General features: G+C 72.6%; 11 protein-coding genes. 5 read left to right on the top strand and 6 right to left on the bottom strand.

Annotation, left to right across the window (positions count from 1 at the left end):
- The first annotated feature begins 36 nt into the window (after window positions 1-36).
- The 3 genes from ACLJT4_RS40585 to ACLJT4_RS40575 are packed head-to-tail and all read left to right on the top strand — an operon-like array spanning window position 37 to window position 2438.
- A complete protein-coding gene (locus ACLJT4_RS40585) occupies window positions 37-783 on the top strand; it encodes a 3-oxoacyl-ACP reductase family protein (RefSeq protein WP_411130080.1) in 747 nt (248 codons plus the stop codon).
- Between the two features lie 10 nt (window positions 784-793).
- Window positions 794-1612, top strand: coding sequence for an SDR family NAD(P)-dependent oxidoreductase (locus ACLJT4_RS40580; RefSeq protein WP_411130079.1), 819 nt, complete (start codon window positions 794-796; stop codon window positions 1610-1612).
- Window positions 1602-2438, top strand: a complete 837-nt coding sequence (locus tag ACLJT4_RS40575; protein WP_411130078.1) for a thioesterase II family protein — start codon at window positions 1602-1604, stop codon at window positions 2436-2438. Before ACLJT4_RS40580 ends, ACLJT4_RS40575 begins: the two co-directional genes overlap by 11 nt.
- A 17-nt stretch (window positions 2439-2455) precedes the next feature.
- Here ACLJT4_RS40575 and ACLJT4_RS40570 read toward each other — a convergent pair whose 3' ends face one another.
- The 6 genes from ACLJT4_RS40570 to ACLJT4_RS40545 all read right to left on the bottom strand — a co-directional run bounded on the left by ACLJT4_RS40570 (window position 2456) and on the right by ACLJT4_RS40545 (window position 10150).
- Window positions 2456-4087 (bottom strand): type VI secretion protein, encoded by a 1632-nt coding sequence (locus tag ACLJT4_RS40570; protein ID WP_411130076.1) that lies wholly within the window; start codon window positions 4085-4087, stop codon window positions 2456-2458.
- Entirely contained in the window at window positions 4084-5535 is a 1452-nt protein-coding gene (locus ACLJT4_RS40565; RefSeq protein ID WP_037634516.1) for an ATP-binding protein, read from the bottom strand. The genes ACLJT4_RS40570 and ACLJT4_RS40565 overlap by 4 nt, the downstream gene beginning before the upstream one ends.
- A 46-nt stretch (window positions 5536-5581) precedes the next feature.
- Window positions 5582-7147, bottom strand: coding sequence for an SCO6880 family protein (locus ACLJT4_RS40560; protein ID WP_411130074.1), 1566 nt, complete (start codon window positions 7145-7147; stop codon window positions 5582-5584).
- The gene (locus ACLJT4_RS40555; RefSeq protein WP_411130073.1) at window positions 7144-8418 is read right to left on the bottom strand and encodes a hypothetical protein; all 1275 of its coding nucleotides are present in this window, start codon (window positions 8416-8418) and stop codon (window positions 7144-7146) included. The genes ACLJT4_RS40560 and ACLJT4_RS40555 overlap by 4 nt, the downstream gene beginning before the upstream one ends.
- Window positions 8408-9262, bottom strand: coding sequence for a hypothetical protein (locus tag ACLJT4_RS40550; RefSeq protein WP_411130071.1), 855 nt, complete (start codon window positions 9260-9262; stop codon window positions 8408-8410). Before ACLJT4_RS40550 ends, ACLJT4_RS40555 begins: the two co-directional genes overlap by 11 nt.
- A gap of 579 nt (window positions 9263-9841) precedes the next feature.
- The gene (locus ACLJT4_RS40545) at window positions 9842-10150 is read right to left on the bottom strand and encodes a hypothetical protein (protein ID WP_016575456.1); all 309 of its coding nucleotides are present in this window, start codon (window positions 10148-10150) and stop codon (window positions 9842-9844) included.
- Window positions 10151-10619: 469 nt separating this feature from the next.
- Between ACLJT4_RS40545 and ACLJT4_RS40540 the strand changes: the two genes are divergently transcribed.
- Window positions 10620-11624, top strand: a complete 1005-nt coding sequence (locus ACLJT4_RS40540; protein ID WP_411130069.1) for an NlpC/P60 family protein — start codon at window positions 10620-10622, stop codon at window positions 11622-11624.
- 222 nt (window positions 11625-11846) lie between these two features.
- Entirely contained in the window at window positions 11847-12536 is a 690-nt protein-coding gene (locus tag ACLJT4_RS40535; protein WP_411130068.1) for a phosphatase PAP2 family protein, read from the top strand.
- Window positions 12537-12749 lie beyond the last annotated feature (213 nt).

Below are 12749 nucleotides of genomic sequence, written 5' to 3'. Positions count from 1 at the left end.
CCCCGACCGACCACCCTCGAAAGGACCCGTCAGCTCATGGAATTCGCAGGCCAGGTGGCCCTGGTGACCGGCGGCAGCCGGGGCATCGGCCGCGCCATCGCCGTCAAGCTGGCCGAGGAGGGCTGCGACATCGCCCTCAACTACCGCTCCGCCACCGCCGAGGCGGAACAGGTCGCCGAGCAGATCGCCAAGCTGGGCCGCAGGGTCGAGCTGTTCCAGGGCGACCTGTCCGACCCCGAGGTGCCGCACACGGTGGTCTCCGGCGTCCGCGCCTCCTTCGGACGGATCGACGTCCTGGTGAACAACGCCGGCATCACCCGCGACGAACTGCTGGTCAACCAGAGCCTCGCGGACATCGAGGACGTACTGCGCACCAACCTCGTCGCCCCGATGCTCACCGTCCAGGCGGTGGCCCCCGCGATGCTGCGCCAGCGCTACGGGCGGATCGTCAACGTCTCCTCGTCCGCCGCCTCCAAGCCGGGCCGCGGCCAGTCCAACTACGCGGCGGCCAAGGGCGGTCTGGAGTCCTTCACCAAGGCGATGGCGGTCGAGCTGGCCTCCCGGCACATCCTCGTCAACGCGGTCGCCCCGGGCGTGATCAACACCGACATGACCGACACCATCCGCGCCCACGGCGAGGAAGAGATCATGAGCCGGCTGCTGCTGAAGAAGTACGCCGAACCCGAGACCATCGCCGACGCCGTGACGTACCTCGCCAGCCCGCGCAACACCTACACCACGGGCGAGGTACTGCACGTCGACGGCGGCCTGAAGATGGCGTGAGGGCCCGACCATGAGCGAAATCGACGCACTCGACACCCCCGTGACGGGCCCCGCCGCGGGCGAGCTGGCCGGCCGGACCGCGGTGGTCACCGGCGCCGCCCAGGGCATCGGCCGCGAAGTGGCGCTGCTGCTGGCCGAGTCCGGCGCGGCCCGGCTGCTCCTGCTCGACCGGGACGCCGCCCAATTGGAGACCGTCGCCAAGGAAGTGCAGGGCCTGGGCGCGCAGGTCACCCCGCTCGCCGTGGACCTGCGCGAGCGGGCGGCGGTCCGCGGCGCACTGCGCACCGCGCTGCGCGCCGCCGGACCGCTGCACGTCCTGGTCAACAACGCCGGCGTCGCCGACGAGAACGGCCCGGACGACGAGGAGACCTGGCTGCGGGTGCTGGACGTCAACCTGCACGGCACCTTCGCGGTCACCGCCACCTGCCTGGAACACCTCGTCGACGGCGGCCGGATCGTCAACGTCTCGTCGATCCTCGGCAAGGCCGGCAAGATGCGCAACACCGCCTACTGCGCCTCCAAGCACGGCCTGATCGGCTACACCAAGGGCCTCGCCCTGGACCTGGCGGCCCGAGGCATCACCGTCAACGCCGTGCTGCCGGGCTGGATCGACACCCCGATGCTGCGCCGCGAGATCGCCGCCTCCGCCGAGGAGATCGGCGCGGACCCGGCGCGGATGCTGCGCCAGGCCCGCAAGTCCATCCCGCTGCGGCGGCTGGTCGAGGCACGGGAGGCCGCCGAACTGATCGGCTTCCTGGCGTCCGACCGGGCGGCCGCCATCACGGCGCAGTCCCTCACGGTCGACGGGGGCTACACCCGTGGCATGTGACGCCCCGACCGTCACCCTCCCGCGGCCCCGGTCGGCGCCCGCCGCCGACCCGTGGCTGCGGCGGCTGCGCCCGGGGCCGGCGCAGTCGGCGGCCGGCGCCGCCCGGGTGGTCTGCTTCCCGCACGCGGGCGGCGGCGCCGGCACCTACCGGCCGCTCGCCACCGCCGTCGCCGCCCGCACCGTCGGCGGCCGCCCCCACGAGGTCCTGGCGGTCCAGTACCCGGGCCGCAACGACCGGATCCGGGAGGCCCGCGTCGAGGACCTGCGGACGCTGGCCGCCGGCGCGCACCGGGCCCTGACGGCGCTGCCCGACCGTCCGCTGGTCCTGCTCGGGCACAGCATGGGCGCCCTGGTGGCGTACGAGGTGGCCCGGCTCCTGGAACGCGACGGCCGCGCCCCGGCGCACCTGATCGTCTCCAGCGCCTGGGCGCCGACCCGGGTCCCCGGCGGCACCGTGCACCTGCGGGACGACGACGGGCTGATCGACGAGATCCGGCGGACCCGGGGCACCGACCAGCGGCTGCTGGACAACCGGGACGTGCTGGCCATGGCGCTGCCGGTGGTCCGCAGCGACTACAAAGCGGTGGAGACCTACCGGCACCGGCCCGGGCCGCCGCTGGCCACCCCGGTCACCGTCCTGACCGGCGACCGGGACCCACTGGTCAGCGTCGCGGAAGCGGCCGCCTGGCAGGCGCGCACCCGCGCCGGCTTCCGGCTGCGGGTCTTCCCCGGCGGCGACCACTTCTACCTGACCGGGCACTGGCCCCAGCTGGCGGACCACCTGGTCTCGGCGCCGCCGCGCCCGGTGCCGGTGGCGGTCGGGTAGCGCCCCGACGGGCCGCGTCAGACCGGGGCGAAGTCCTGCGGCCAGCGGGCCCGGGCCTGCTCCCGGGAGCGCATGGTGGCCAACGTCAGCAGGCCGCGCTCTTGGCCCGTCTGGAGCAGGCCCGGCAGCGCGGGCAGCGGGGCGAGCGCCGCGATGTCGTCCAGGACGAGGGTGAGTGGTGGGTCGAGCCGACCGGCGGATGACCGTTCGGCCATGCGGCGGCCGTGCTCGACCACGTGCGAGAGGAGTGCGGTGAGCAACGGCATCGCACCCGGATCGGTGCGCGGGTCCTCGATGGACTCGCCCACCAGGTACAGCGTTCCCCCCTCGGCGACGAAAGATTCGAGAACGAGCGCATCCGATCGCAGCGAATTGCTGGCGTCGCGAATGTGGACCGAGGAGAGCGCGGCCAGCGCCCGGCCGACCAACTCCTTGGCCATTTCCCGGCGTTCGGCGTGCGCGGTGAGCACCGACTCCAGCTCGCCGGCCTGACCGGCGGACGCCTTGGCGTCGGTGCGCAGGATGCGGACCGGTTCCTGGGCGCCGCCCGCGGCGTGCGCCCAGCGGTGCAGCTGGCGGAACGGGCGGCCGTCCAGCGCGGCGGCGTGCAGCCAACAGCGCAGCAGGGTCTGCGCGGCGTCCGCGACGGCGGAGTCCAGTGCGCTGGCCGGCCGGACCGGGGCCAGCAGCGCCGCCGCCCGGGCGGCCGCGGTGCCGATCTCCTCGCAGCCCGTGGTGGGCGACCAGCGCAGCCGGGCCGGGGTGTCGAGGCGGTGCGCGGGGTCGTAGGCCAGCACCGGACCCAGCTTGGCGCGGGCGTCCTTGGTCTCGGCCCACAGCGCGGGATCGGTGGTGGCGAGGACCAGCGGGCCCGGGGCGGCGGTGGCGGCGGCCAGCGCCGCGGCCCGGGTGACGGCCCGATCGCTGCCGAACTCGATGCGTGGGAGCGTCGGTTCCGGCGCGGCGGCCGGGGTGGCCACGACCACGGGAGCGACCGCGGGCCCGGCGGCGGGGGTGGTGCCGCGCTGCTCCGGGAGCGGGTCGGCGGCCGGCGGCGGTTCCACGACCGGCACCTGGGGGACGGCCGGCGCCGCCGCGGGCACCGGGGCCGCCGGCACCACTGCGGGCGCGGCGGTCTCCGCCCCCGCGGGCCCGACCGGCCCGGGCCGGCCCGCCCCGTCGGCCGGCGCCCGCCCCTGGGCCCGCCGCGCCGCCCGGACGGCCCGGTACCGCGTGAGCGTGCCCAACGCGAAGATCGCCAGCACCAGCAGCACCATCAGCTCGCCGACGAACAGCCCCCAGAACAGCCCGTAGCCCGACAGCTCGCCCTTCGGGGTGCCCGGCCACGCCGCCGCGACGTCGTGCGGCGCGGTGATCAGGTGCCGCAGCGCGAGCGGCGTGCCGGTGTACGTCACCCCCGTCGGCCAGCCGCCGTGCGCGAGCAGCCCGGCCAGGCCGGTCGCCGTCCACACCACCAGGGTCAGCCCGAGCAGGAACCCGATCAGCCCGACCAGCAGCCCGTCGGGCACGCCCCGGCCCCGAGGCCGGCCACCGCGGCCGTCGCCGCGCGCGTAGCGCCCGTCGTGGCCTCGTTCGTAGTCGCCGCCGCGGCCGTCGTCGCGGCCGTCCGCGTAGAATCCGCGCCTCACGCCACCGTCTCGCTCGACTCGTTGCGCAACTGCCGTTCCAGTGCGATGGCCTCGGCGCGCGCCTCGGCCTCGGCGTCCGCCGCCAGCGCCAGCGAACGGGCCTCGTCCGTCGGCAGCGGGGACGACTCGGTCATCGCCCGGTCGGTGTAGACCAGCGGCCGTTCGGCCTCCGTGATCAGGTGCTTGACGACCTGCACGTTGCCGTTGACGTCCCAGACGGCGATGCCGGGCGTCAGGGTCGGGATGATCTCCACCGCCCAGCGCGGCAGTCCGAGCACCCGACCGGTGGCCCGGGCCTCGTCGGCCTTCTGGGCGTAGATGGTCCGGGTGGACGCCATCTTGAGGATCGCCGCGGCCTCCCGGGCCGCCGCGCCGTCGACCACGTCGCTGAGGTGGTGCACGACCGCCACGAACGACAGGCCCAGCCGGCGGCCGAACTTCAGCAGCCGCTGGAAGAGCTGCGCCACGAACGGCGAGTTGATGATGTGCCAGGCCTCCTCGACGAGGAAGATCCGCTTCTTGCGGTCGGGCCGGATCCAGGTGTGCTCCAGCCACACCCCCACGATCGCCATCAGGATCGGCATCGCGATGGAGTTCCGGTCGATGTGCGAGAGGTCGAAGACGATCAGCGGTGCGTCCAGGTCGATGCCGGCCGTGGTCGGCCCGTCGAACATCCCGCGCAGGTCACCGTCGACCAGCCGGTCCAACACCAGCGCCACGTCCAGGCCCCAGGCGCGGACGTCGTCTATGTCGACGTTCATCGCCTCCGCGGAGGCCGGCTCGGGGTGCCGCAACTGCTCGACGATGTCGGACAGCACCGGCTGCCGGCCCGGGCGCGGCGTCCCGTCCGCCGGCTCCTCGTACTGGGTGAGCACCGCCGCGTGCGCGACCTTCAGGGCGAAGCCGGAACGCTCGTCCAGGCCGTGCCCCATGGCGACCTCGATGATGGTCCGCAGCAGGGCCAGCTGGCCGGTGGTGGTGATCGAGGGGTCGAGCGGGTTGAGGCGGATGCCGCCGTTGAGGGCCGCGGTCGGATCCAGGCGGATGGGCGTTATCCCCAGCTCCTGGGCGATGAGGTTCCACTCGCCGACGCCGTCCTCACCCTGTGCGTCGAGCACCACCACCTGCCGGTCGCGGAACCGCAGCTGCCGCAGCACGTAGGTCTTCTCCAGCGCGGACTTGCCGTTGCCGGACTCGCCGAGCACCAGCCAGTGCGGCGCCGGCAACTGCTGCCCGTACAGCTGGAACGGGTCGTAGATGTAGCCCTTGCCGGAGTACACCTCCCGCCCGATGATCACGCCCGAGTCGCCGAGCCCGGGCGCCGCCGTCGGCAGGTACACCGCCTGCGCCTGGCCGGTGGAGGTGCGTACCGGCAGCCGCGTCGACTCCACCTTCCCGAACAGGAAGCTGGTGAAGGCTTCGGTGAGGGCACCGAGCGGATCGAACATGGCCATGGCGTACGCGCCTCCCAGGGCTTAAGCGGCGTTGGCGGCGTTAGCGGCGGATACCGGTCGCGAACGGCAGGGTGTTCACGAAGGCCCGGTGGTGCTCACGGTCGCACCATTCCAGCTTGAGGTAGGACTTCCCCGCCGAGGCACGGATGGTCCGCTTGTCGCGGGCCAACGCCTCGGGGGAGCGCGACGAGACGGTGAGGTAACCCACGAGGTTGACCCCGGCCGCACCGGACGCCAGGTCCTCGCCGCGCTGGTCCACCCGGCCGTGGTGCGCCACGTCCCGCGGGTCCACCACCCGGTTCATCTTCGCCGCCCGGCTCGCCTCGGCGTCGTCGTTGGTCTTCTCCGTCAGCATCCGCTCGATGGCCACCTCGGTGGGCTCCAGGTCCATGCAGACCGCGACCGTCCGGATCACGTCCGGGGTGTGGACGAGCAGCGGCGCGAGGAAGTTCACGCCCACCGGGGTCAGCGGCCACTCCTTGACCCACGCGGTGGCGTGGCACCAGGGCGCCCGGGTCGACGACTCGCGGGTCTTGGCCTGGAGGTACGTCGGCTCGGTCGCGTCCAGCTCGGCCGGCCAGGCGTTGCGCCGGCTCATCGCCTGGATGTGGTCGATCGGGTGGTCCGGGTCGTACATGGAGTGCACCAACGACGCCAGGCGGGCCTGCCCGAGGGGCTGGCGCACCCGGATGTCCGCCTCCGTCAACCGTGCGCAGATGTCCGTCAGCTCACGGGCCATCACCACCGCCAGCCCGGCGTCCCGGTCCAGCTTCCGGCGCAGCAGACCGCTGCGCTGGGCCGCCGAGGCCCGGGCCATGGTGACCGCCTCGGTGGCCAGCTCCCGCGTGTAGTGCATGCAGGCGACCAGATAGGCCCGGTGCTGCTCGGACGACGTCGACACCATCGACTGCAACTGGTCGTAGGACTCCCGCAACCACTGCGGGGAGCCGGTGTCGCCCCGCTGGGCGACGTCCTTGGCGTGCGCGTCCGGATCGGCGGGCAGCGTCCGCGCCAGCATCTGCAACCGGGTCACGAACCCGTCCCCGTTGGCCACGTGCTTCAGCAGCGTCCCGAACCGGTCGACCAGCGCCTCCTGGTCCTCGCTGTCCCGCAGGCCGACACCCGGCCCCTCGATCTCGATCGCCGCGGTCACCGTCCGCCGGTCGGCGTGCAGCAGCACCGCGATCTCGTCCGGCCCGAACGGCGCCGACAACCAACTGATCCGCCCGATGCCGGGCGGCGGCCCGATCTCCACTTCTCTCCCGTCCAGTCGTACGCCGGCCTCCATGGCCCCGGAGCGGTACACCGCTCCTCCCTTGCGCACGGTTCGGCGGAAACTCCGCCGGATCTCGAACCACTTGTAGTACGTGCGCCCCTTGTAGGGCACGTAGACCAGGGCCAGCCCCAGCATCGGGAAGCCCGTCAGGCTGGCGATCCGCAGCGGCAGCGACGGGACCAGCAGCCCGCACATCATCCCGAGGAACGCACCGGCGATGATCAGCGTGATCTCGCCGGTCTCCCGGTTCTTGCCGACGACGGCGTTGGGCCGGGCACGGCCGATCAGGTACGTGCGCCGCGGCGCGATCGGCTGGGACGGCGTGCTCAACGCCCCTCACCTCCAGGTGTCTTGCCGGTCCGGGAACCGCCGGTGCCGGGGGTCGTACGGGGCGCCGGCGCCGTCGAGGCGGAACGGGAGCCGTGCGCGGCGACACCGCCGGACACCCCGTCGGCCGGCCGGGACTGCCCGCCCTGGGCGCCGCCCCCGCCGTCCCCGCCCGACCGGCGGGCACTGTGCGTCTTGATGCCCTGCGACACCAGCGCCGCGGGCGACGAGATCATGGCTGCCGCCTGACTCCCGTCCGTGGCCCGGCCCTTACTGCTCCGCGCCGACACCATCTCGTCGCCGAAGCCCGGCACGAACCGGTAGATCACCGCACTCGCGAAGATCGCCAGGACGATGATGGCGAGCCCGGACACCACGGCCGAGAAGGCGTTCGGCCCCTTGTCCCCGGAGAGCGCCCCGGCGATGCCCAACACGATCACGATCACCGGTTTCACCATGATCACCGCGATCATGATCCCGGCCCAGCGGCGGACGTGCCCCCACATGTTCTTGTCGACCAGCCCGGCGTACACCACGGTCCCCAGCAGCGCCCCGACGTACAACAGCGCTGCCCGGATCACCAGCTCCAGCCACAGCACACCGGCCGCCAGCACCGACACCAGCGACACCACGATCAGCATGATCGGGCCGCCACCGATGTCCGTCCCCTTGGTCAGCGCCTGCGAGAACGCCCCGAAGAACGTGTCGGTCTGCGCCCCCGTCCCCTTCGCGATGATCTCGGTGACCCCGTCGGTCGCCGACACCACCGTGTAAAGGATCAGCGGCGTGAACGCGGACGCCAGCACCGTCAGCCAGAGGAACCCGACCGCCTCACTGATCGCCTCGGTCAACCGCACCCCCCGCACGGCCCGCTTGGCCACCGCGAGCAGCCACAGCACCAGCGTCAGCACGGTCGACGCCGCGAACACCACCGCGTACTGCCGCAGGAACGCCGCATTGGTGAAGTCCACCTGCGAGGTGGCCTTCACCGCCTCCGACAATTTGTCGACAATCCACGCGGCAGCCTTCGCACACCCCTGCGCGAGCGAACCGAGGGGGTCCAGGGGGTTGTTGTCGAGGGGGTTGCCGGGGAGGGAGCCGCCTCCGCCCTGGTTCTGCTGCTGGCAGTCCTGCAGGGCGGGGCCGCTGAAGCCGGCGCAGGGGTTCGGCGGCGCAGCCACGGCACGTGTCGCGAGCATGAGGACGAGGGCCTGCGCGGCTGCGAGCGCGGCGACGACCGAGGGCACACGGCGGTGCCTGGGCTTACCGGGCATAGGTGAAACCTCCGTAGCCTTGCACTGCCTTGGTCATGTCGTCGGCCGACGCGACGGCTTGGTCGCGCCCGATCGGAGCGGGGCCGTTCTTCTGCGTGAAGTCGACGACCTTCCAGTTCCCGTTGGCCCACTGCAGGTCATAGGTGGTGGTGTACCAACTCTCCGTCACCGGCTTCTGGGAGTTCGCGCCCGCGAGGCCGAAGAGCGCCGAGTACCAGACCGAGACCTTGGCCGTGTCGCCCTTGAACCCTTCGGTCTTCGTGCCGACCGGGTTGGCGCGCGCGACGAACGTCATGCCCTGAGGCGCGGTGCCGTCCGGCTTGAGGCCGAACTGCTTGAGGAGGGCGGGGTTCGCGTAGGTCTTGTCGAGCTCGCCCGCGCGCGCCGCCGCCACGGATGGCGCATAGACGGCCTGGACGATCTCCTGCCGCCGGGCGGCGTTGTACATGCCGTCGCTGCCCAGCGCCACCACGTAATTCGCCGCCGCCGACTGCGCCCCCTGCTCCGTCTGCGGGAAGCCGGAGGGGATGCCGCCGGTCTTGCCGCCGACCGGCTTGGTGCCGGTGGGGGCGGTGGGCTGGGCCGCGGCCTGGTTCTGGGAGGAGCCGGTGGAGCCGGTGTCCGTCTCGCTGTTGCCGCTGCCGCCGCGGTTCGCGAAGGCGATGGCCGCGAGCAGGAGGACGACCACGCCGACGACCGTGATGAGGTTGCGGCTGGAGAGGCCGGCCCGGGCGCGGCGCGGGGCGGCGTACGGATCGGTCTCGCCGTCGGGGAGTCTGGTCCTGGTCTGGCCCGTGCCGGATCCGCGGCCGTCGCCGTAGCCTCCGTCGTCGCCGATACTCATCGCGCCTGTGCCCCCTCTGCCGCCATCGCCGTTGCCGCCCTCGCCGTCCGTGCCGTTGGTGTGCCGCCTTCATATGACCGTAGCTGCGCGGGCGGCGGCTCGGGTGAAGTGGTACGAGTACATCTCACCGTGACGGTTCCTCAGTTGCTGGGCGGCAGAGGCGAATGGGGGACTCTGGGCGGTTTGTACCCCTCGTCCGTCGAACGCCCGCCGCGGCCTGCTTGTCTCCGCAAGCACCTGTCCCCGCGCCGCGGGCACCCCAACCGGCCCGCTGGTGACGGGCGTGGGCACGGCGTGGCTCGGGGCCCCGCGGTCCGGGGTGAGGGGGCGTCAGCATGGGGCCTCGGGCAGGGGGCGGGACATGTGGGGGTACGGAAGGGCACGGGACGGCGGAGAGGGGCCGGGCGGGGGCGCACGGGCGGCGGCGTCGGGACGGGTGCGTGCCGACGTGCGCGGTGTGCTGGCCGGTGGCGGCGGGCAGGGCTTGAGGGTGGTGCCCGTCCCGCCGGGGGCCCGGGCCGTCCGGCGGGACGGGTGTCGGGCCGTCGGGGTGCCGGTGTGCGGCTGCCGGCCGGCCGGCTAGACGGCCATGCCGTAGACGATGGTGAACAGCGTGCCCAGTGAGCCGATGATGAAGACGCCTGTGAGGCCGGCCACGATCAGGCCCTTGCCCTGCTCGGCGCTGAAGGTGTCGCGCAGTGCGGTCGCGCCGATCCGCTGCTTGGCCGCGCCCCAGATGGCGATGCCGAGGCAGAGCAGGATCGCCACCGCCATGATGACTTCCACCATCACACGGGCTTCGTTGCCCAGGGTGCCGAACGGTCCCCAGTCCGGGGCGATTCCGCCGATGATGGTGGTGATGTCGCCCTTTTCGGCTGCAATGAACATGTGTGAACTCACCGCCCCTTTATGGGTAGTTGTCGTGCCGCGCGGTGCGGCACGGATCCAGTCTCTATCTTCGCTGACAAAGACGCCATCAGATGTCGACTTGGCGGCTTTCTTCGACGGATCCGGTGCGGGTGTCGTGCGAGCGACCCCGTCCGGCGTCCGCCGTCTCCCATTGTCTCACCGTGTGTATCACGGGCGATAACGCTGAGCAATGACTGTCGTGGCGGGTGGGCTCCGCGCGAGGATGAGGGCGCCCCAAGGGCTGGGGCGCGGAGCTGAGGGGGCTTCAAAGGGGCCGGTGGAGGCGGTGCTTCGGGGGCCGTGGGGTGGCTGCGCACGCATGTGACGGGAATCGCACGCCGTTCGAAGCGCCCCGTGCGCCTGGCCGTGCGCCGCGGTGCGGAGGCAACGCGCGGCGGTGGCCGGCGAAAGGGCTGTGAACCGGGCCTGAATGGGGGAGGGTTGTGGGGTGCGGAAATTCTGGATGGCCAGTGGGCTCGGCGTGGGGCTGTTGTTCTGCCTGGTCGCGCTGCTCGTGATCGGTACGTACGGGGCGGCGGCCGGGCTGGCGGGCGCCACGGGCCGGGCCGTCGGGCTGGCCAAGGGGGCGGTGCCGGCCGCGTACCAGTCACTGGTGGCGAAGTGGGGGACGCTCTGCCCGGCCATCAACCCGGCGCTGCTGGCGGCGCAGCTCTACCAGGAGAGCGGGTGGAACGCGCGCGCCCAGAGCCCCGCGGACGCCCGCGGGATAGCGCAGTTCATCCCGGGGACGTGGGCCACCCACGGCATCGACGGCAACGGCGACGGCAAGAAGGACATCTGGGACCCGGAGGACGCGATCCCGTCGGCCGCCTCGTACGACTGCGAACTGGCGAGCTACGTGAAGGACGCGGCGGGCAACGCCACCGCGAACATGCTCGCCGCGTACAACGCCGGCGCCTACCGCGTCATCCAGTACAACGGCGTGCCGCCGTACCGCGAGACGCAGAACTACGTGAAGACGATCACGACCCTGGCCAAGAGCTTCGAGGCCCCGGTCGGCCCGGTGGCCTCCTCCCAGCAGGCCGCGGCCGCCATCTACTACGCCCAGGGCAAGCTCGGCACGCCGTACCTGTGGGGCGGCAACGGCACGGCCGACCAGGGCGGGCGGTTCGACTGCTCGGGGCTGACCAAGGCCGCCTACCACTCGGTCGGCATTGAACTGCCGCGGGTGGCCAACGACCAGTGGAACGCCGGACCGCACCCCAAGCGGAGCGAGTTGCTCCCCGGTGACCTGGTGTTCTTCGCCTACGACCTCAACGACCCGCGCTCCATCCACCACGTGGGCATGTACGTGGGCGGCGGATACATGATCAACGCGCCCTACACCGGCGCGGTGATCCGGTTCGACAAGATCGACACGCCGGACTACATCGGGGCCACCCGCGTGACGTCGGATGGCGCGAAAGCGCTCCCCACCGGGAACGGCGGGTGAACATGAGTCCTGAACTGCGGTGACGCATCAAGCTTCGATAACGTCCTGGTGATCATCCCGTGGAGAGTGGAACGCCGGGAGCGGACGGCGCGTTCCCCTGGCGTGGGGACACGGCAACGCTCGCGGCGGCACGCGCTCGACGGCCACGCAGATCGGCAACGGGGGTTGGTAGCACGTAGGCGGCGCTCGCACGGCGCGCGGAAGATAAGGGGCCACGGTTAGATGGCTGGACTCGCATTCGAGGGGCCGAACCCCGACGTCGACGTGCTCGACGGCATCAACGGCCTCGCGAAGGACGCCCCGCACTGGGTGAACCGCGCGATGGAGTTCGTCGGCGAGTACGGCATCATCGCCGCCCTCGGAGTGCTGTGCCTGATCGCCTGGTGGGTCGCACGACGCCGACCGGACGGGCCGGCCGCGATCGCCGGACTGCTCTGGGCCCCCCTGGCCGCCGGGCTGGCACTGCTCGCCAACATCCCGATCCGGGGCTTCGTCGAACGACCCCGGCCGTTCAAGGACCACGCCGGCCTGGCGGTACTGATCCCCGGCAAGAGCGACTTCTCGTTCGTCAGCGACCACGCCACGCTCACCATGGCCGTCGGCGTCGGCCTCTTCGTCGCCCACCGCCGCTTCGGCCTGATCGGGATCGGGCTGGCACTGCTCGAAGGGTTCTGCCGGGTCTACATGGGCGTCCACTACCCCACCGACGTGATCGGCGGATTCGCCCTCGGCACGGCCGTCGCCCTGCTGCTCGCCCCCCTCGCCCAAGCCCTCCTCGTGCCGATGACGGCCGCGATCGAGCGCTCGCCACTGGCCCCCCTGGTACGGGCCGGCCGCGGCGCGGAGCCGGGTCGCGACGCTGAGCCCGGCCCGGTGGTCCCCGCGGAGCCGGTCCAGGACCTGGCGGCCTGACGGTTCCCCTCCGGGGTGGGTTTCCCACGTTGTCCGCTGCGCGGGGGCTTCGTCGTACGTCGTCGGCCGTCCCGCCGTGGGGCGTCTCGCCGTTGCGCCTGCGGCGCGGGGCGTTGTCCGCTGCGCGGGGCTTGTGGGGTGCGGTGCCGGGTTGGCGGGTGGTGGGGTGCCCGGACTGCTGCGCTTTACGTCCGGGCACCCCACCACCCGCCA

The sequence above is a fragment of the Streptomyces sp. x-19 genome (assembly GCF_046549115.1).
GTDB classification, from domain to species: domain Bacteria; phylum Actinomycetota; class Actinomycetes; order Streptomycetales; family Streptomycetaceae; genus Streptomyces; species Streptomyces albulus_C.
Note: the sequence above shows the minus strand (reverse complement) of the source record. Positions and strands in the feature narration are given on the sequence as shown.